This window comes from Pseudomonas vranovensis DSM 16006 (assembly GCF_000425805.1).
Lineage (GTDB): Bacteria > Pseudomonadota > Gammaproteobacteria > Pseudomonadales > Pseudomonadaceae > Aquipseudomonas > Aquipseudomonas vranovensis.
On the sequence record NZ_AUED01000002.1, the window covers coordinates 521256 to 540236 of the forward strand.

16 protein-coding genes are annotated in these 18981 nt (G+C 57.0%); 9 read left to right on the forward strand and 7 right to left on the reverse strand.

Annotated elements, in window-relative coordinates; translation table 11 throughout:
* Window positions 1-218 precede the first annotated feature (218 nt).
* A complete protein-coding gene (locus H621_RS28710) occupies window positions 219-719 on the forward strand; it encodes an HAD domain-containing protein (RefSeq protein ID WP_084167932.1) in 501 nt (166 codons plus the stop codon).
* Between the two features lie 127 nt (window positions 720-846).
* On the opposite strand, the gene H621_RS0106365 is transcribed toward H621_RS28710, so the two are convergent.
* The 4 genes from H621_RS0106365 to H621_RS0106380 form a co-directional block, all read right to left on the reverse strand.
* The gene (locus H621_RS0106365; RefSeq protein ID WP_256585714.1) at window positions 847-1887 is read right to left on the reverse strand and encodes an AraC family transcriptional regulator; all 1041 of its coding nucleotides are present in this window, start codon (window positions 1885-1887) and stop codon (window positions 847-849) included.
* Window positions 1888-1991: 104 nt separating this feature from the next.
* On the reverse strand, window positions 1992-3380 hold the full coding sequence (locus H621_RS0106370) for a DUF1254 domain-containing protein (RefSeq protein ID WP_028942569.1): 1389 nt from the start codon (window positions 3378-3380) through the stop codon (window positions 1992-1994).
* A 71-nt stretch (window positions 3381-3451) separates the two neighbouring features.
* Window positions 3452-4765 carry a DUF1329 domain-containing protein gene (locus H621_RS0106375; protein WP_028942570.1) on the reverse strand — a complete coding sequence of 438 codons (1314 nt, stop codon included), beginning with the start codon at window positions 4763-4765 and terminating at the stop codon, window positions 3452-3454.
* A gap of 35 nt (window positions 4766-4800) precedes the next feature.
* Window positions 4801-6621: a DUF1302 domain-containing protein gene (locus H621_RS0106380; RefSeq protein WP_051270463.1), complete on the reverse strand. Its 1821-nt coding sequence runs from the start codon at window positions 6619-6621 to the stop codon at window positions 4801-4803.
* Between the two features lie 131 nt (window positions 6622-6752).
* On the opposite strand from H621_RS0106380, the gene H621_RS26955 reads away from it, so the two are divergent.
* The 5 genes from H621_RS26955 to H621_RS0106405 all read left to right on the forward strand — a co-directional run bounded on the left by H621_RS26955 (window position 6753) and on the right by H621_RS0106405 (window position 12501).
* Window positions 6753-7808, forward strand: a complete 1056-nt coding sequence (locus H621_RS26955; protein ID WP_084167934.1) for a helix-turn-helix transcriptional regulator — start codon at window positions 6753-6755, stop codon at window positions 7806-7808.
* A 69-nt stretch (window positions 7809-7877) separates the two neighbouring features.
* Window positions 7878-8666 (forward strand): hypothetical protein, encoded by a 789-nt coding sequence (locus H621_RS0106390; protein WP_028942572.1) that lies wholly within the window; start codon window positions 7878-7880, stop codon window positions 8664-8666.
* A gap of 9 nt (window positions 8667-8675) precedes the next feature.
* On the forward strand, window positions 8676-10118 hold the full coding sequence (locus H621_RS0106395; RefSeq protein ID WP_028942573.1) for a DUF1254 domain-containing protein: 1443 nt from the start codon (window positions 8676-8678) through the stop codon (window positions 10116-10118).
* Window positions 10119-10137: 19 nt separating this feature from the next.
* Window positions 10138-11541: a DUF1254 domain-containing protein gene (locus H621_RS0106400; RefSeq protein ID WP_028942574.1), complete on the forward strand. Its 1404-nt coding sequence runs from the start codon at window positions 10138-10140 to the stop codon at window positions 11539-11541.
* Between the two features lie 12 nt (window positions 11542-11553).
* On the forward strand, window positions 11554-12501 hold the full coding sequence (locus tag H621_RS0106405) for a SphA family protein (RefSeq protein ID WP_028942575.1): 948 nt from the start codon (window positions 11554-11556) through the stop codon (window positions 12499-12501).
* Window positions 12502-12661: 160 nt separating this feature from the next.
* Here the strand turns inward: H621_RS0106405 and H621_RS0106410 are convergent, their stop codons facing one another.
* Together H621_RS0106410 and H621_RS0106415 are read right to left on the reverse strand one after the other, a co-directional pair.
* On the reverse strand, window positions 12662-13279 hold the full coding sequence (locus H621_RS0106410; RefSeq protein WP_028942576.1) for a hypothetical protein: 618 nt from the start codon (window positions 13277-13279) through the stop codon (window positions 12662-12664).
* A gap of 206 nt (window positions 13280-13485) precedes the next feature.
* Window positions 13486-14784: a sigma-54 interaction domain-containing protein gene (locus tag H621_RS0106415; RefSeq protein WP_028942577.1), complete on the reverse strand. Its 1299-nt coding sequence runs from the start codon at window positions 14782-14784 to the stop codon at window positions 13486-13488.
* Window positions 14785-15054: 270 nt separating this feature from the next.
* Here H621_RS0106415 and H621_RS0106420 point away from each other — a divergent pair, with 270 nt between their 5' ends.
* Genes H621_RS0106420 through H621_RS0106430 form a run of 3 tightly spaced genes read left to right on the forward strand, consistent with a single transcriptional unit; the run spans window position 15055 to window position 18067 of the window.
* Entirely contained in the window at window positions 15055-15939 is an 885-nt protein-coding gene (locus H621_RS0106420; RefSeq protein ID WP_028942578.1) for an MBL fold metallo-hydrolase, read from the forward strand.
* Between the two features lie 38 nt (window positions 15940-15977).
* Window positions 15978-17252, forward strand: coding sequence for an NAD(P)/FAD-dependent oxidoreductase (locus tag H621_RS0106425; protein WP_028942579.1), 1275 nt, complete (start codon window positions 15978-15980; stop codon window positions 17250-17252).
* Window positions 17249-18067, forward strand: a complete 819-nt coding sequence (locus H621_RS0106430) for a sulfite exporter TauE/SafE family protein (RefSeq protein WP_028942580.1) — start codon at window positions 17249-17251, stop codon at window positions 18065-18067. Before H621_RS0106425 ends, H621_RS0106430 begins: the two co-directional genes overlap by 4 nt.
* Before the next feature lie 3 nt (window positions 18068-18070).
* Here H621_RS0106430 and H621_RS0106435 read toward each other — a convergent pair whose 3' ends face one another.
* Window positions 18071-18958 carry a LysR family transcriptional regulator gene (locus H621_RS0106435; protein WP_028942581.1) on the reverse strand — a complete coding sequence of 296 codons (888 nt, stop codon included), beginning with the start codon at window positions 18956-18958 and terminating at the stop codon, window positions 18071-18073.
* Window positions 18959-18981: the final 23 nt, after the last annotated feature.

The following is an 18981-nucleotide window of genomic DNA, read 5'->3' on the forward strand; positions in this document are numbered from 1 at the left end:
TTCCCATGCGGAGCTCGAGCGAGCAGCAGTCGCTGTAAAGGCAGCGCTGCGTGGGTCTGGCCCATCCGCTCGGCCACGAAGCTTCCGATCGCTAGAGGACGAGTTCAAGAGTTCAAAACCTTATGATTGAGTGGGATGCTTTTTGAGTCCCAGCATATTTTCTCGGTTGTTGATATTGAACGTCGATTGGGTACGACTTTTTACCTGGAGTAACCTAAGTGCAGAAAAGTACACCTGTTCTTTTCTTGGATTTCGATGGTGTCCTACATCCCGACGCCGTCTATTTTAGTCGTCTTGGGCCGACACTAAAGGCTGAAGGGAATCTTTTCATGTGGGCGCCGATTCTTACCAAGCTCCTCAACGAGTTTCCTTCGGTCTCGTTGGTATTGAGCACTAGTTGGGTTCGACTCCTCGGCCATAAGCGGGCTCTTGGCTATCTGCCTTACGAGCTGCAAGAGCGAGTTATCGGTGCTACATGGCATAGTTCAATGGCTAAAGGCTGGGTGGATGAAAGCGTATGGGACGGGAAGACACGATACGACCAGATCTGCCGGTACGCTGCGCGGTCTCAACTTCGGCACTGGGTCGCACTGGATGACGATGTACAAGGATGGGCGGAAAGTTCGGTGCAACGCTTAGTCGCTTGCTCACCAGATCTAGGACTCAGCTCTGCGGAGGTTCAAGCAGAGCTTCAAAGCCGTCTGGTTGAAATATGTTGAACGGCGGCGTGTGCTCGCATAACCAGAACTAGTCCGTCGAGTGTAGTGGTCTAATGAATCCGGACACCCATTTAGGCGAGAATGCTCGCCACAGAAAGGTGTCCGGATTCATTAGACCACTACATCCTTAGCCTAGGACTTGGCGGCGATAGTTCAATGGTGTGTCGCCTTGCCAGCGACGAAATGCACGATTGAAGCTGCTGGAACCACTGAAACCGAGTTTGGTGGCGATTTGTTCCAGGCTAAAGGCTGGGTTGGCCAGTAGGACCATCGCTTGAGCTTCGCGTGCCTGATCAAGCAACTGGCTAAAATTCAGGCCTTGGCTTCTCAGGCCACTTCGCAGTTGACTGGCGCTGATTTGCAGAGCGAGCGCTAACTGTTCGAGAGAAGCGCCGCTGGCAAGCGTATCGGCCAGCAGTGCACGCAATGCGCTCGCCGGCAATGGCAGGCGAAGTTGGGCCAGTTGACGCAAGATAGGTTTTTCCAACTGTGCCAACAAAAGCGGATTGGCGCCGGGTAATGGTAAGGCCCAGGCTTGGGGCTTGAATACCATAGCGCCGCACGGGCTACCAAAAACTACTGGGATGCCCAGATCCAGCCAGGGTGTTGGGTCATTCGGTGCCGCACGGGGAAGTTCCAGACGTCGTAGTAATTTGTTGACCTGTAGCCCGGTCTGACGCTCGAACAGACGGATGAAGAAGGCATGGAAAAAGCAATCAAGCGCCGCGTCGGTAGGTCGATCAGGGCCGTAACGATGGATCTCTAGGCGATGATTTCCGTCGGCATCGGTTTTCAGAGACGCCAAGGCGGCAGTGGTTAATACACGAATGAACTGAACATGGAGTTGCAGCGCTTCTCCGAACGTAGCGGCGGTACACAAGGCCAGATCGACGCCATAGAACTGCGCTGGCTGGTAATAACGGGCAGCATATAAGCCGAAAGCTTCATCACCGGTCACTTCCACACACCGCAGCCATAGCGGGCTCAGGGTAGCCACCGTCAAGCGCCGGTCGCTGTCCTGTATCACTATCGGATCAATTCCGACGCTGTTCATTACCGGTACTGGGTCAATACCGTATCTGCCTTTAAGGGTACCGGCGATACAGCTCACCACAGAGATCAACGTTGATTGCGCCAGCGGGGGAGCGTGGGATATAAGTCGAGCCATGGTCAGCAATCGATGGAGAGGTTACCGCCAAGGATGGCTGGCACAAACTGATCCGGCAAGATGAAAAAACCCCGGCTACAGTGACCGGGGCTGCATGAAGTGTTTCAGTCGAGACGTTTAATTGCTGGCGGTAACCAACTGCGATCAAGCACTGCTTGTGCGGGCCAATACAGGCGTAGCATCAAATTGAAGTTCGTGGCAGGCGCAGGCAACCAATTTGTCAGTTGTTCCTTCGCTGTTGGTGCCTGCGCCTGAATGTACAAATCAAGTGAACCATCAGGGTTGTAGTGCAATGCATTCCGGTCACCGATAGCGAAGCGATCCAGTGGATTGGCGAAAAAGAACTGCGCTTGATCGTAGAGAGTCAGCGACCAGAAACCCTTCACTGGCGGTAATTGTTGCTTGTCGAAATGCAGGACATACCGATGTGCCCCGGACAATATCTGGCCAGCTCCATCTCGACGCAGCGTCGGGTAGATAGCGTCTTCATTGGTGTTAGCGCCCAGGCCAAACTTGGCGACCATCGCCCGGCGTCGATAGTCGCTTGCATATTCACCAATTCCATAGGGAATTCGCCACCCATTGTGCGTTGGCAGGCTGTCTAGCAAGTGTTCGCTATCGTTTAGCGCGGCAACCACCTTGTGGAAGCCCATCCAACTACCCAGGCGCTGAAGCGCAGATTGCTGTAGGCGACAGTCCGCATTAAGCAAGCCAGCCTCACGCATCTTTTGTAGCGCTGGCGTGTCATCAGGCCGTGCCGGATTATTGCCGAGCAACTGGCAGAACGTTGTGAAGAATGACTCGGCGGTCCACGTCGCCAACTGCTGATCCGGCGCCTGACGCGGCTTCACAGGTGTGTTGCTTACCGCTGCTGCCGCGACCTTCGGAACGTCGTTACCTTGCCAGGTACTCAAGGGCTGCAGCGTCATACGATCTTGCAGGGCATTGATTTCGGAATAGTCAGTCGGCCCGCGGCTTTCGATCCGGCCGATCATCCAAGCCATGTTGGTGGGCGATCGCAGCACGTTCAGATTACCGGGGGTCTGGCCATTCCAGTTCGGACCGACAATGAGATAGTCACGTGGCTGTTCACCGGTGGTGCGTGTACCGGGGGAGGTAAAGACATTCGTCCAGGCATCCAGAATCGGTGTCATGTAGTAATGGCCGCGCATATCTGGAATGCTCAATACTTGCGGTTCGCTGCTCAAGTCGAGGTGGGCCATTGAATACAGTGTGTCGGCGTTCGGCGACACTACTGAACGAAAGCTGGCATCCGGAAAGCTGCGCAAGTGGCGCAGGTGGTTGAGCTCTACGCCTGAGCTCTGCACATGGTAACGGCGTGTGAGGTCCATCAGTACGAGCGGGTAACCAAACAGATAGGCGTCTGCGGTAGCTTTTGCTTGTTCGACAACGCTTTTACCCACCAGGCCTGCCGTCACCAATGTGGCAGTGGCTAATCCAAGACCCCAATAAACTTTAGCCATAGTAGGCATGATGTATCTCCAGAAACAGAACGATCGCCGGAAGCACGGTGCAGCCCACTTGGCGGGCTGCGTGATGATATTTACTTGCCCATTCGCTTGAGCTGGACTGGAGTGAATTCAGCTCGCGTGCTGACAAAGCCGATTTCGATCTTTTTCGGCACTTCATTGGTTAGGTAGTTTGCGGCGTATCGCCCGGAAATCAGGTCGTAGGTTACTTCCACCGCCGTTATCGGCATCTCAATATCGTGCAGCTGGGTCAGGTGCGACTCGTAAAAGCGCCACAACTCGCCACGACTGTCATAGATATCCGAAGCCATGATCTGCCAGGAATCTTCATCGATGTAGAAGCGACGTTTGCTATAGACATGCCGATTGCCGGGCTTCAGCGTGGCTTCAATAACCCAGACGCGGTGTTTTTCGTATCGCGCCAGATCGGGGTTGAGGTAACCGGGCTTAAGAATGTCAGCGTATTTGATGTCCTTGCTGGCCAAGGGAAAGGCGTTGTAGCCGACCAGCATTTCCTGCTTGCCGATCAACTTCCAATCGTATCGATCTGGAGCACCGTTGTAGCCGTCGACGCTGTCGGAGACCACCTGACCGAAGCTGTAGCGAGCACTGTTGTCATAGGCCACCGTTGGCGCACGACGGACCCGGCGTTGTCCTGGAATGTACTGCCAAGCGGAGCGCGGCTCGGCGACCTGGTTCAGTGGTTCCTGGACCAACGTTACCTCACCGGAATAGCGAGAAGGCTCAACGGTCAGCACCCGGTTGTAGAACAGCACGTTAGCGTCTACAGGCATGTCACTGATGTTCTCGCGAAAAGCGCTAAGGGCGTCATAGCCCACCACGGTGTAATCGCCACTCTCCTGTACGGTGGCCGAGGCGAACTGACGGCGCACTGAACCGCCACGAAAACGGGTCAGGTGGTTCCATAGCACTTCTTTTGCCTCGGTCGGCTCAGGGAAGGCCACACCGAAGTGATATCCCTTCAATCCATAACCATTCTCTTCCAGCGTTACTGCGCCAAGGTTATTGCGGCTTTCATCCACATATCTTTTCGGCAACCGGGTGCTACGATGACTGGGGAATACACGCATACGGTATTCGGGGTGGCGGATAAACATCGCCTGCTGACCGGGGCTCAACAGATCTTTGTATTGAGCCAGGTTGCTCTTACTGATGGTATACACGGGCTTTTCTGCCGCGTAGGGATCGGCATAGTTGCCATTGGGGCTAACCGTAGCAGCACCTGGTGGCATCCCCCCCGTCCATGCTGGAATACTGCCATCGGCATTCGCGGCGCGTTCGGCGCCAAAGGGTGTCAACGGGCCTTCAAGTCGGCTGGCATCAGTTTGCTTAGCGTGAGCCAGTGCACAGGCGGCAAGCAGGGTCAATGTGAAGCTCCATTTGGTAACTTTTGAATTAATCATTAGAAACTCACTTTGAGGTTGACTGACGCGAAGTCGCGATCATCGATGGTAGAAAACTTGTTAGAGCCAAAGAAATCGTTGTAGGCCAGCTCTAGCGAATAGTTATTTCGGTAATCAAAAGTCAGTGCCGCACCCGCGGCCATCTGTCCCTCCTGGAAGTTCGGGCCGTATCCTTCGACGTCATGGCGAAAGTTCAGTGATGGCGTGACCACCATGGCCGGAATCAGACTTTCGAACGCCAGGGCAGCACGTAGGCGATAGCCCCAGGAGAATCCGGTGGTGTAGCCATGGGTGTTGCAAAAGTCGGCATTTTTCTCGGCAGCCTGCCCAGCGTTCAGCCCTCCCGCAGCCGGATTGAAACAGGCAGCACCATTGTTCTGCACGCGACCAAACAGAGCGGCGCGACCGTAACGCTCTTCATCCAGATCGATGCCCTCGATCCAGTTGGCGCCGGCTTCGGCGATCCAGGTAAGTTTCTCTGCACCGAAGATATTGCTGATGTTATCGGTAGCACCCAAGCTGTACTGCCATACCTCCTTGCGCTTGTAACCCTGTACTTCGCTACCCAAGCTCGGGGTAGTTCCGTCGTAGATCGGAGTACTGGCACCGGCGCCTGCAACTACAGCCACCACGTCAGAAGCGTTATAGGACAGCGGCTGGTTGGGTCGGTAGCTCAACTCAGTGAACACCGCAGTGCTGCCGAGCACGCCGCTCAGGCTGATACCGAACAAGCGGATGTCTTCTGGGTACACAGTGTTGTAGGTACCGGTTGGCAACGAGCCAGCACTAAGACCAGTACGCACCCTTCCGTCCATGCTCGGTGTACGACTGTGGTAATTGGCGTAGTAGATTCCCAACTCGGCATCGTTGAGCATTTCGAGGGTTTTGCGCAGGGCCAGACCGTATTGGCCGTCATCGCTTGCCCAGTCAGTACTGCCTCGAGTCTCAAATGCGCGCGCATTAATAGCTTGCTCGGTACTCAAATTGCCTGCCGGCACAACGATCAGTCGGTTCATCTGACAACCTTCTTGAATGTTGTCGCCGACCGAGAAAAAAGTGCCGCAACCGTCCAGAACCGTCGGACGGAAGTTGTATTGATAGAACCCCTCAAGGCTCAGCGTATCGCTGAGGTCATAACTGAAACTGAGCATCTCCACTGGCAATTGGCCTTCTTTCAATTCCACCCCGGGGCGATTGAAGGCAGAAGCATCCAGAGGGTTGATCGCATTGATGCCATTCTGAAGAAACAGGGCCTCTCCCCACGACAGCACTTGCTTGCCGAGCTTGAGGCTGAGTTGACGCTCACCCAGTTCGAAGTTTTTCCATGCATACAGGTCGAGCACCTCAAACCCCTTGAACTTGGCGAGGTCCTGCCAACCACTGTCGTCAAACTGGGTGAAGTCGCCATTGGTGGATTCGTAGGCGTGGTCGTACCAATACTTGAATCGGACGAAAGCGCCCTGATTGCCATCATTAAGATCTAATTCGGTCAAGCCCTTGAAGATTTGTGAGATGGCATCGCCTTTGTCAAAGTTGAGTTTGCCATCGTCAGCGCTGTAGTTGATGCCCTCGCCGCGTTTACCGATGGAACGGGCATCCGGGGTGGTCAATTGATTTGGATCGGCGTTGCGCAAAGCCCAACTGCTGCCAAGTGTTAGGGTGGAATTGCTGGTCAGATTCCAATCATCATTGAGCTGCCAGGTGGTGGCTCGGGCTTGCGGCATGCCCGAGGTTGCAAGGGCAAGGCCCGCTGCGATGAGGCCAGGGCTCAGGCGCGATGCTCGAATAGCAGTTAGATAAGGTATGAGGAACGGCTTCATATGCTGAATCACCTGTTGTTTTTGTAATGGTGAGGTCTTCAAGGCGCTGCTAGGGTTGGCCCGTACTACGGCGTACCTTTGGCTACACACACGTAGTCGCATGGCCTTAGTGCCACCATGGGAGGATTTGCATGCAGATCGTTAATCATTGGCCGACAAATTCTTTCCCCCAGCATCGAAATAGGTCGTCGTTATGCGTCTCCATAATCAATTCAGCGGTTCAGGAACTTGACGCCCGTGGCGTGGACTTGCAGCGCCTACAAGCCGATTGGGGGGTCAGCATCACCACGCTGCGACAACCGCAACTACGTTTGCCGGCATTTCTGGGGCGACGATTCTGGGAGGTAGCGCGCGAACTGAGTGGCGATCCAGCCATTGGGCTGGCCGCCGCCCGGCAAAATGACCCTGGGCAAATGTTGGGCTTGGCGTATCTGATGCAAATGATGCCTACCCGCCTGGCCTCCTTGCAGATGCTGGTACGCTACTGGCCGTTGCTGGCCGGCCACTTGGCCTTGCAGTGCATGGAGCGCGACGGGCTGCTGTGTGTAGCCTTGGTACCCAACCAAGAACTATTTCCCGCTATTGAGGAGGTGGATTGCTGGGGGGCTCTTCAGGTTCAGCACCTAAAAGGATTGCCAGGCACACGCAACGCTGTATGCGAACTACGCCTACGTCGCTCAGTCCCCATCGATCCTTCGCCTTGGTTGCGGTTGCCAGTCGGCAAAATTCAGTTCTGCGCTGAACGCGATGAGGTGGCCTTGGACATTGAAGCCCTACAAGAATTGCGACCAACAGGTAGCCCGGCAGTGTGCGCTGCGCTGGAAGACGCGTTAGAAAGATACGCAGTGGATACGCTGAAGCCTTCGATACTGGAATCAGTGGCCGATATGGTTCTGGGAAGTCTCGCTGCAGGGCCGGACTTTGAGCAAACGGCACGACACCTTCATGTGGCTTCACGTACGCTACACCGTGCCCTGCAACGTGAGGGGTGGAGCTTCAACGCAATTGTGGATACTCAGCGACGTTATTTGGCTGGCGATCTGATCCAGGCGGGTGAGCTGGCGGTAAGCGAAGTAGCCGGGCGACTGGGCTACCGAGAGGTTTCCAATTTTATCCGTGCCTTTCGTCGCTGGTACGCGGTGGCCCCAAGAGCATTTTCGCAAAGCCGCGTTTGCTCCCAGTATTAAATTGGTTGATTTCCTCCTATTCTGCTGACCCTCGTTACGCGGCACACGCTACTTAAGGAAGAGTCGTTGATGTTCAAACACACATTGCCCACCTTATTTATTGCGGCAATCACGCCATTGTCCACCCATGCGCTGGCCGACAATGCCGAGACAGCGAACAAAAGTAACAACCCGCTCAACCTGGCACCGGGACTGAATATTCAGGACTATTACACGCCGACGATTGACGACAGCAATGCCCATACTAATGACCTGTTGCTACGTGGCACCCTGCCACTTGCCCCTGGCGACTTCATCGGTGTACCGCAACTGCTTCGCGCCACCTTGCCGATCAGCACTCGACCAGATCCCCATAATGGCTACAGCACCGGTGTTGGCGACCTCAATCTGTTCGACATCTTCTTGCTCAAGACCGAAGGCGTTCAGCTCGGTATTGGTCCGCAGATCACCGCTCCCACCGCCGAATTCGACGAATTGGGCACCGGCAAATGGCAGGCGGGTCTGGCGGCTGTCGCCATCGATTCATCGCCGCGTGGCCTGCTAGGAGCGTTGGTGCAGTACCAGAGTTCATTCGCTGGTGATCATGGTCGCCAGCATGTAGAAACTGCCACCTTCCAACCCCTCCTCATTCATAACCTGCCCAAAGGTTGGTACCTACGCTCCACAGGAACTTGGACCTACAACCTAAAGGACGACACTCACTACATTCCGGTGGGCCTGGGTGTGGGCAAGGCCTGGAAATCCGGGCACAACATTCTGAATGCTTTTGTCGAACCGCAGTGGACGGTTGACCACAAGGGGCCTGGTCTACCCAAATTCACCGTATTCGCTGGACTGAATATCACCCTCGGTAAGTAAGGATGCACAATGATAAGAACAATAGGTTTTTTGTTTCCCCTGACATTGGTAGCGAGTATCGCTCACGCCTCGTCCATGGAAACGCGTTTCGCTAACCTGGAAATGCAGGGCACGCTGCCGACCCCAGCGTCAGTGGCAAAACTGTACGAAGAGCTAGATTACCAGCAGGCAACCCAAAGCTACCTTTGGGCATTGCCCATCGTTGCATTTGCCGAATGGCAACAAGCTCACGAAAAGGTCTTCGGGGCCAAGAGCGGTGACCTGGTTATCTATGACAACTATCAGGACAAGCTCGGCATCCTCACTGCCAATGCCACCACCCCCTACATCATCAGCTTCGTTAATCTGAAAGAGACAGGTCCGCTGGTGATTGACTTACCAGCCGGACCGACTGCAGGTGGCGTGGGTGATTTCTGGCAGCGTTCGGTGATTGATCTTGGGCAGACTGGGCCCGACAAAGGCAAAGGCGGAAAATACCTACTACTCCCCCCAGGTGAAAAGGCGCCCCAAGATACGCAGGGTTACTACGTCGTTGAAGCCAGCACGATGAACGTCATGCTTGGTTTTCGCGTGCTGGACCCGGATCCGGTCAAAGGAAAGGCTCTTGTTGATCAGTTCAGGCTGTATCCCTATGCCCAGCATGGCAACCCCCCGGCCACCCGTAAGGTCACACCAAATGGCAAGAAATGGTACGGGGGTCAACCCCAAGGCTTAGCCTACTGGCAGCGTCTCCACGCAATCATTCAAGATGAACCAGTCGCCGAGCGTGACCGATTCTATATGGCCATGCTGGCCAGTTTAGGCATCGAAAAAGACAAGCCATTCGCGCCTACTGCGGCTCAACAAAAGGCGTTGCTTGAAGGGACGCAAGCCGGCGAATTGATCGCCAAGGCCAATAGCTTTGCCAAGCGCTTCCCTAACTCCCGGTTCTGGCCCGACCGGGGTTGGGATCTGGTGTTGAATATCGCAGACCCCAGCCAGCGTATGCAGTACTTCGATCAGCTGTGGGAGCGTACCGCGTACTACTACGAGGCTGTGACCAATAGCAAAGGCATGATCAGCAAGACGCCTGGCTTGGGGCAGACTTACCTCGGTGCCTATACCGACAAGGCTGGCAACTGGCTTGACGGTGGCAACGCCTACACCTTGCGTGTACCTGCTGGAGTTCCAGCCAAGCAGTTCTGGTCGGTAACGGTCTACGACACCGACACACGTTGTCTGATCGATAACCCCCAGCGCAAGGCCGACCTGTCGTCGCGCCAAGAATTGAAGAAAAACGCCGACGGATCGGTAGATATTTACTTCGGTCCCACTGCCCCGGTAGGAATGGAAAATAATTGGGTGCAGACAGTGCCTGGCAAACACTGGTTCAGCTACTTCCGCCTCTACGCGCCTACACAAGCTTACTTCGACAAAAGCTGGAAGCTGAATGACATTCAACTTGCCAAATAAGGACGCCGCCATGAATGCAATGACCAAATCACGTCTGTTCTTGGCCGGCCTTTTCGGCCTGCTCGCCAGCACGGCGCAAGCTGACTTCAGCGCCACCCCAGCCGAAGCCCGAGCCATCGCCAAGGAAGCTTACCTTTACGGCTTTCCTGCTGTTGAAATGTACAAAACGCTGTATGCCCAAGCGATCGATCAACATGGACCGAATTTTAAAGCACCGTTCAATCAGATCGGCAACAGTGCCAACGTCTTCACTCCCAAAGACACCGCGATCATTACGCCGAACTCAGATACTCCTTATTCATTCGTATGGATGGATTTGAGAGCCGAACCGCTGGTGCTGACGCTGCCAGCCATCGAAGACAGCCGCTACTACTCCGTTCAACTCATTGACCTTTATACTCAGAATTTCGATTACCTCGGAACCCGTAAAACCGGTAACAAGGGTGGTCGATACATGATCGCTGGCCCAGACTGGCAAGGTACAAAACCAGCGAACATCGACAAACTCATTCGTAGTGAAAGCAACATTGCCTACGCCTTGTACCGCACCCAGCTGTTTGACGAAAGCGACCTGGCTAACGTCAAGAATGTCCAACAAGGCTACAAGGTCCAGGGTCTCAGTGCCTTTCTCGGTAAAACCGACAAACCTGTCGCCGGGACGATAAACTGGCCAAAGCCAGATGCCGACATCACCCAGCAACCTGCCTTGTTCCGATATCTCAGTTTCATGCTGTCCTTCGCCCCTACAGTGCCCAGTGAGAAAGACGTCATGGAGCGGTTTGCCAAGATTGGCGTGGGCCCTGGCCAATCATTCGACGAGCACAAGCTCAGCGCAGAACAACTTCGGGTGTTGCAAGCAGGTATCGATGACGGTCGAGCGGAATTCGAAACATTCAAGAAATCTCAAGTCGATACCCACAAAGTTGTCAGTGGAGACTTTTTCGGCACTCGCGAACATCTGAAGAACAATTATCTGTACCGTTACGCTGGCGCCAAAATGGGTATTTTCGGCAACTCCGCTGAAGAGGCTGCTTACATGGGCTACTTCGTCGACAACAGCGGCAAGGCCGCCAATGCCGAAATCCACGACTACACCCTGCATTTCCCCAAAGGGCAACTGCCTCCAGCCAACGCCTTTTGGTCGCTCACAATGTATGACGGGAAGACTCAGTTACTGGTCGAAAACCCGATTAACCGCTACCTGATCAACTCGCGCATGGTGCAAGACCTTAAGCTGGACGCCGATGGTGGATTGACCTTGTATGTGCAGAACAAGGCGCCGGCCAAAGACCTGATAAACAACTGGCTGCCAGCACCAAACGGGCCTTTCTACGGAGTGCTGCGTCTGTACCTGCCCAAGCCGGAAGTCACCAGCGGTCAGTGGAAACTTCCGTTGCTGACACCCGTCTCTCAAAAACAATAAGCGAAGACACTCATGTTCAACCCCTACGTACTGCGCATCCTGTTAGCACTAAGCATGGTCGGCAGCAGTCCAATAGCAATGGCCGTTGAAGGCGGCGTCGGCCGGCCGGTCACTGGCCAACAGGTATTCTCCAATGCCGGGATCGTCCCACCGGAACCTGGTTGGGTAATGTCCTTGACCAGTATTTGGTATGACGGCGACCTGAAGGGCAATGTTCAGGTGCCAATCGGGGGCACCTCGAGTACCGGGTTGGACATGAAAGTCTCCTATACCATGGCAAACTTCACCCATGTATGGGACACAGGTAAGGGACGTTGGAACTACGCCTCGGCCATCGGTGTACCAGTGCAGCACACTGATATTAGTGCGAGTATCACCGGTCCCCGAGGGAGGACCTTGGGTACCGGAGACGAGGCCACCCAATTTGCCGACATGCTGGTGACGCCGATTGCGGCTGGTTACCACTTCGATGCGGTGAACCATATCTCGTTCTCGCTACCAATCTATATGCCAACCGGTGCATACAACGACGATCGGCTGGCCAATGCCGGCCAAAACACTTACACCCTCATGCCCACGGTGGCGTTCACACATCTCGACGGAAAAGGTGGCGAGTTCACCGTGTCCAGTGGGCTGGAGTTTTATACCGAGAACGATGCAACCAACTACCAGAACGGCGAGTTGTTCACCCTAGAGGCATTGTGGACCCATGGCTTGGGCGACGGCTGGGCCGCCGGCATGGCGGCAGGTTATATCCAGCAAATCAGCGATGACACCGGAGAAGGCGCCACCAGCGGCTTTCGCGGACGCTCCGTCGGTGCAGGTCCGGTAGTTGCCTGGACAGGTAAGTTTGCTGACACGCAGGTCAACATCAGTGCCCGCTGGGTACCAGAATTCGATACCAAGAATCGTCCTGAAGGCGATGGCTTTAGCATCAATCTAACACTGGCGTTTTTATAGAGGTGCAAGGCACGTTATTCGCACCGATGTGCGCCTAACGTGCCTCGAGGAGAAAGAGTTCGCCTAAAAACAGCGCCCCCTTTCTCTTTGTCGCTGTTGACTAGAAAGTTACCAGACCCTCAGCGACTCTCGTCAGTGAAACTGGGAGTTCTCAATCGACTTAACGGATGATCCGCGTGAGTTCATAGGGAGGATTCTGGATTTCACATGTACCTGTCCCATTTTTGAAGCCCTGAAAGTAAACAGTTTTACCGACGTAGTCCGGCTGCATCAGTTCCCCTGTACCACATGGACCAAAATCAGCTGAGACCTCGTAAAGCCGCTTGGAGAAATCAGCACCCTTTCCGGACGAAACCGTCCCCTTAGCAGTACGACGGTGGCCGTTGGCATCGACAGTTACAAGCTCGATCCATTTGGTTCCACCGCTCTCATAGGCCTGAACGTAATTCCCTTGATTCGCTGGAAACTCAACACGTGCGATTTCGCTCGCTTCACTGGTGCCGGCGAGCATAGCCAGGGGAACAGCCAACGAAAACACAGCCTGAAGCATCAAACGCATAGATCTTTCCTCACTGTGGATGACAGCGGTGCGCTGGCCCTGCAACACAAGATGGGGGGCTACCTGTGTATTTAACCAGTGGATGAGGAGTTTTTTGAGGGGCCTGGTCGTGCTGGTGGATGTGTTCAGGAAAACAAGGGGCGATTCAATCAGCGCCGACAAGCTGCCATCAATAAGCACGGTTTCACCGTTCCTCAGCCGGTTCGCCTGCGCGCTCATGTTCCACGTGGAACCAACTATTGTGTGAGGCGAATAGGCTCTTCTCATTTTTTTTGTGAGTCCTAACCGGCGGTCTCACAAAAAAGGTGAGTTTTCGTCAATGTTTGCAGGGGCAACCGAATCATCTATTTTGTGAACCTACATCAGGTTCCCACACCCCAAAAACAAACCCCGGCCTCTGCCGGGGTTTGTTGTTTCTGGGGGACTTAAAGTCCAAGCTCGCGCAAACGCCGATACAGCGTGCGCTCACTCAACCCCAGGTGTTGCGCCAGCTCACTGCGAGAACCATCAAAGCTCTCCAGCGCATGAGCCAGTTGTCCGAGGGTGTCCTTGCTGCGCCGTCGTCCTGGTTGTTGTGCGTGCCTACCCTCCTCGCTTGCCAACTCGGCTGGCAGGTGTTCTGGGCGGATGACACCGTCATCGGCAAACAGGCGCGCCCGCTCAAGGATATTACGCAGCTCTCGGATATTGCCGGGGAAACTGTGCAGGCTGAGCTGCTTCATCACTTCGCTGTCGACCTGCGGCGCGGTCTTGCCGGCCATGCGCTGCAGCAGGCTTTCGACCAACAGTGGCAAGTCGTCTACCCGCTCCCGTAACGCCGGTAGGCGAATGGGAAAACCGCTGATACGGTAGTAGAGGTCTTCACGGAAAGTGCCGGCGGCGGCCATTTCCTTGAGCGGCTTGTGCGTCGCCGAAATCAGGCGGAAGTCGGAGTGGACGGTACGCAGGCTGCCCACCGGGCGAAAGCTTCCCGACTCGATCAGGCGCAGCAGTTTGACCTGCATGGCCAACGGCACTTCACCAATCTCATCAAGGAACAAGGTACCGCCATGCGCGGCTTCGGCCAGGCCGATCTTGCGCTGCAAGGCGCCGGTGAAGGCGCCCTTCTCGTAGCCAAACAGTTCGCTCTCGAACAGCGACTCGGTGAGGCCGGTGCAGTCGACCACTACCAGCGGACCATTGGCCCGCGGGCTGCCCAGGTGCAAGGCGCGGGCAAAGAGCTCCTTGCCGGTACCGGACTCGCCCTGCAAGAGCACAGGAATCTGCGCGGGTGCAGCACGCTGCAAGCTGGCCAGCGATGCCTGGAATGCCGGAGAGCGCCCTACCAACCCTTGCTGCTGTGGCTGTGCCGATGCAACGGCAATGCTGGTCAGACGCTCGACAAAGGCCACGACCTCACCCTGCTGATCGAGGATCGGCCGCAGTTCGACATCAACGTGTTCAGGCCCGCGCGGCGTGTGATGTACATGCAGCACCCGCTCCGGCGTGCGGCTCTCCCAGGCTTTGCGCATCGGACACAGCTCGCCTGCCTGGTCGCAGGGCACGGCGTAATGGTGGGAAACCCGATGGCATTTGCTGCCCACCGGGGGCTGGCCTTCGACACCGAACTGGCGTTGATACGCCGCGTTGGCCGCCAGAATGTTGTAGTCGGTGTCCAGCACGATGGTTGGCTGTGCGTCATGCTCAAGGTAGGACACCAATGCTTGGACGGCGGGGTCGGGCATTGCTCGCGAAGAATAAGACATAAGGCACCAGGAAAAGCACCCGAGCAGCTTAACTGAAGGCGAGAGCGACTGCCAAAAACTGCCAGGGACTGCCATGAGCTGACAGACCGAACGGCAGTCTGTCGCCGGGCACGCCATGAACCGCCACTGAAACCGGCGTTTTAGCGCAACCAAGGTCCGCTTGAACGGTGGCACACATCTTGATGACAGCTTGGCCAATGCCCATACACGGCTCGAAGCCATGGCACCTGGAAATTCTGGAGAGCGGTAATGATCATCGGCGGCAATTTGTATGTGGAAGCGTTGTTCGACGACGCGACCTCGACCATCAGTTATCTGGTGATGGATAGGAGCAGTAGTCAGTGCGCGTTGATCGACAGCGTGCTGGACTACGATCCCAAGTCCGGCCGTACCAACACTGCGTCGGCCGACAAGCTCATCGCCCGGGTCAAGGCGCTCGGCGGCCAGGTGCAGTGGATTCTGGAAACCCATGTGCATGCCGATCACTTGTCGGCAGCGGCCTATCTCAAACAGTCCCTCGGTGGCCAGGTCGCCATCGGCAATCAGATCACCCAGGTGCAAAAGGTGTTTGGTGCCCTGTTCAATGCCGATCAGGGGTTTGCCCGAGACGGTAGCCAGTTCGATGTGCTGTTCGAGGACGAGCAGGCATTTGCCATCGGCACTTTGCGTGCCCGCGCCCTGCATACACCTGGCCATACACCGGCCTGCATGACCTATGTGGTGGAGGTCGACGGGCAGTGCGTCGCGTTCGTCGGCGACACCCTGTTCATGCCCGACTACGGCACCGCTCGCTGTGATTTCCCTGGCGCCAGCGCGCGCACCCTGTACCGCTCGATCCAGCGCATCCTTGCCCTGCCCGCGGATACATGGCTGTTCATGTGCCATGACTACCTGCCCGGCGGCCGCGAGCTGCGCTACATGACGACAGTGGCCGAACAGCGCGCCAGCAATATCCATGTGCGCGAAGGCATCAGCGAAGACAGCTTCGTGGCCATGCGCGAAGCCCGCGATGCCACCCTCGATATGCCGGTACTGATCCTGCCGTCCGTCCAGATCAACATGCGTAGCGGCCAGTTGCCAGAGCCTGAAGCGAACGGTGTGCGCTACCTGAAGATTCCGCTCAACGCACTCTGAGCAACACCCCAGAATTATTATTAAAGGAATACCTTGCCATGCCTGCCTGCTCTACCCAATCGCCCCAAGGCGATCATCACAAGGTCCTGATTGTCGGCGCAGGGGCTGCCGGTATCGCTGCCGCCTCCAGCCTGATCTGCCGAGACCCGGCGCTGGATATCGCCATCATCGATCCGGCCGACACCCATTACTACCAGCCCGGCTGGACCATGGTTGGCGCGGGTATCTTCAACGCCCCCAGCACAGCGCGCAGCATGGCCTCGACCATTCCTTCCGGCGTTCGCTGGATCAAGGCGCGCGTCGAAAGCTTCGATCCCCAGGCGCAGACCGTCAGCCTGGATGATGACCGCGTGCTCAGTTACGAACAGTTGGTGGTGTGTCCGGGGCTGAAGCTCGATTGGAACGCCATCGAAGGCTTGAGCGAAACCTTGGGCCGCAATGGCGTTACCTCCAACTATCGCTATGACCTGGCGCCTTACACGTGGCAACTGGTGCAGAACCTTCGCGAGGGGTGCGCCGTGTTCAGCCAGCCGCCAATGCCGATCAAGTGCGCCGGCGCGCCACAGAAAGCCCTGTACCTGTCGTGTGATCACTGGTTGCGCAATGGTCGTCTGGGCAGCATCCAGGCGCAGTTCTTCAACGCGGGTGCAGTGCTGTTTGGCGTGGCGGACTACGTACCGGCGCTGATGGAATACATCGACAAGTACGCCGTGGATCTTCAGTACGCTCATCGCCTGGTGGCGGTCGACGGTCCGGGCAAGCAGGCCACGTTCATCCGCACCCTGCCCGATGGCAGCAGCGAACCCCATGTGCAGCCCTTCGACATGCTGCATGTGGTCCCACCGCAAGTCGCCCCCGACTTCATCCGCAACAGCCCCCTGGCTGACACTGGCGGCTGGATCGATGTCGACCCTGCCACCCTGCGTCATCGCAAATTCTTGAACATTCACGCGTTGGGGGATGGCATCAACACCACCAACGCCAAGACCGCCGCCGCCGCGCGAAAGCAGGCGCCGGTGGTTGCCAACAACGTGCTGGTCGCCCTTGGCCGCCTGCCAAACGTCGCGCACTACGACGGCTATGGTTCCTGCCCGCTGACCGTCGAGCGAGGCAAGATCGTACTGGCCGAGTTCACCTACGGCGGCAAAGTAGCGCCGAGCTTTCCGCGCTGGCTGCTGGACGGCCGTCGGCCAACGCGGCTGGCGTGGTTGCTCAAGGCGCAGATCCTGCCGCCCCTGTACTGGCGCTGCATGCTTAAGGGGCGGGAGTGGCTGGCCAAGCCCCAGGCTGCACCGGTCGAGGTTCGGCAGTGATCGAACAGCCTTTTGTTGCGACTGGGTTGGGGGCAATCATTGGCGCCGTGTTGGCATTGACTGGCGCCGGCGGCGGCATACTGGCCGTGCCGCTACTGGTCTTCGGCCTTGGCTTGTCGATGGTCGAGGCGGCGCCGGTGGGCTTGTTGGCCGTCGGTATGGCTGCCGCGGTAGGCGCGGCGCTGGGGCTGCGCCAAGGGGTTGTGCGTTATCGAGCGGCGGCCTTTGTCGCGCTGATCGGTGTTGTTGCCGCCCCGATTGGCTTGATGCTGGCGCACCAACTGCCGAACGGGCCACTGGCCTTGGCCTTCGCCGCCGTGCTGGTGTACGCCTGCGGGCGCATGTTGCTCAAGGCGCGCCGTGAGTTGCGCGGCGAGCCGCCCCTGGGCGAACGCAGCCTGATGCCTTGCGTACTGAACCCCTTGCAGGGACGTCTGCGCTGGACCCTGCCCTGCGCCCGGGCGCTGGCGTTCACCGGGCTGTTGTCGGGACTGCTTTCCGGGCTGCTAGGTGTGGGCGGCGGCTTTGTAATCGTCCCGGCCCTGAGCCGCTACACCAACCTGCCGATGAAGAGCATCGTCGCCACCTCGCTGGCGGTGATTGCCCTGGTATCCACTGGCAGTGTGGTCAGCGCCAGCATCGGCGGTGTAATGCATTGGGCGGTGGGCGCGCCGTTTGCCTTGGGCGCGGTGCTGGGGCTGCTGCTCGCCCGTCCACTGGCGAGTCGCCTGGCCGGGCCGCGTCTGCAGCAACTGTTTGCGACGGTGGGCATCTGCGCGGCAGTGCTGCTGGCGGCCAAAGCCCTGGGCAACTGAGGGCTACTCTGCGAGCAAGGCGCCCTGCTCTTCAGCGCACAGTGCCAGGAGGAAGTCCCAGACCACCCGCAGGCGGACTGACTTGTGCAGTTCGCGGCGGGTACAGATCCAGTAACTGCGCTGGATGGTCTCGCTGGGCAGCACTCGGACCAGCGCCGGGTCATGCCGGGCCATGTAGTTGGGGAGCACGGCAATGCCCAGCCCTGCCCGAGCGGCCTGTTGCTGGGCAATTACACTGGTGCTGCGAAACACCACGTTCGGCGCCCGGCAGAAGCTGTTGAGGAACAGCAGCTCCTGGCTGAACAGCAGGTCGTCCACGTAACCAATCCAGCTGTGCCTGGCCAGGTCTTCGCGGTGATGGAGTGCTGGCGCCTTGGCCAGGTAGTCGGGGCTGGCGTACAGCGCCAGCCGGTAGTCGGTGAGTTTGCGGGTGATCAACAGGTCTGCGTTGGGCCGTTCAAGGTGGATGCTGATTTCCGCCTCGCGGTTGAGGATGCTGACAAAGCGCGGCACTGCCACCAGCTCCACCTCCAGACCCGGGTAACGCTCGAACAGGCTGCCCATGCGCGGGGTGAAGAACATGATGCCGATGCCTTCGGTTACCCCCAGGCGAATCTTGCCCAACGGGGTGATGGCCTGGGTGATTTCCTCCTGCGCCAGCAGGGCAACGTTTTCCATGGCTTCGGCGTGCTTGAGCAGGGCCTGGCCGGAAGGCGTCAGTTCATAGCCCTGGGCGTGCTGAACGAACAATGCAGTGCCCAGGCTCTGCTCGATATTGTCGATATGCCGGGCCACGGTGCTATGGGTGGTGTTGAGGCGTTTAGCCGCGGTCAGCAGGCGACCGCTACGCTGCAACTCGAGAAAAAACCGCAGATCATTCCAGTCGAACATGCTTTTCCTTGTGAATGAATCGT

Bases quoted from the DNA above. Each gene is read 5' to 3' on its own strand.
- H621_RS0106365 (WP_256585714.1), bottom strand. From the start codon at position 1,887: ATGGCTCGACTTATATCCCACGCTCCCCCGCTGGCGCAATCAACGTTG.
- H621_RS0106370 (WP_028942569.1), bottom strand. From the start codon at position 3,380: ATGCCTACTATGGCTAAAGTTTATTGGGGTCTTGGATTAGCCACTGCC.
- H621_RS0106380 (WP_051270463.1), bottom strand. From the start codon at position 6,621: ATGAAGCCGTTCCTCATACCTTATCTAACTGCTATTCGAGCATCGCGC.
- H621_RS26955 (WP_084167934.1), top strand. From the start codon at position 6,753: ATGCAGATCGTTAATCATTGGCCGACAAATTCTTTCCCCCAGCATCGA.
- H621_RS0106390 (WP_028942572.1), top strand. From the start codon at position 7,878: ATGTTCAAACACACATTGCCCACCTTATTTATTGCGGCAATCACGCCA.
- H621_RS0106395 (WP_028942573.1), top strand. From the start codon at position 8,676: ATGATAAGAACAATAGGTTTTTTGTTTCCCCTGACATTGGTAGCGAGT.
- H621_RS0106400 (WP_028942574.1), top strand. From the start codon at position 10,138: ATGACCAAATCACGTCTGTTCTTGGCCGGCCTTTTCGGCCTGCTCGCC.
- H621_RS0106405 (WP_028942575.1), top strand. From the start codon at position 11,554: ATGTTCAACCCCTACGTACTGCGCATCCTGTTAGCACTAAGCATGGTC.
- H621_RS0106410 (WP_028942576.1), bottom strand. From the start codon at position 13,279: ATGAGCGCGCAGGCGAACCGGCTGAGGAACGGTGAAACCGTGCTTATT.
- H621_RS0106415 (WP_028942577.1), bottom strand. From the start codon at position 14,784: ATGCCCGACCCCGCCGTCCAAGCATTGGTGTCCTACCTTGAGCATGAC.
- H621_RS0106420 (WP_028942578.1), top strand. From the start codon at position 15,055: ATGATCATCGGCGGCAATTTGTATGTGGAAGCGTTGTTCGACGACGCG.
- H621_RS0106425 (WP_028942579.1), top strand. From the start codon at position 15,978: ATGCCTGCCTGCTCTACCCAATCGCCCCAAGGCGATCATCACAAGGTC.
- H621_RS0106435 (WP_028942581.1), bottom strand. From the start codon at position 18,958: ATGTTCGACTGGAATGATCTGCGGTTTTTTCTCGAGTTGCAGCGTAGC.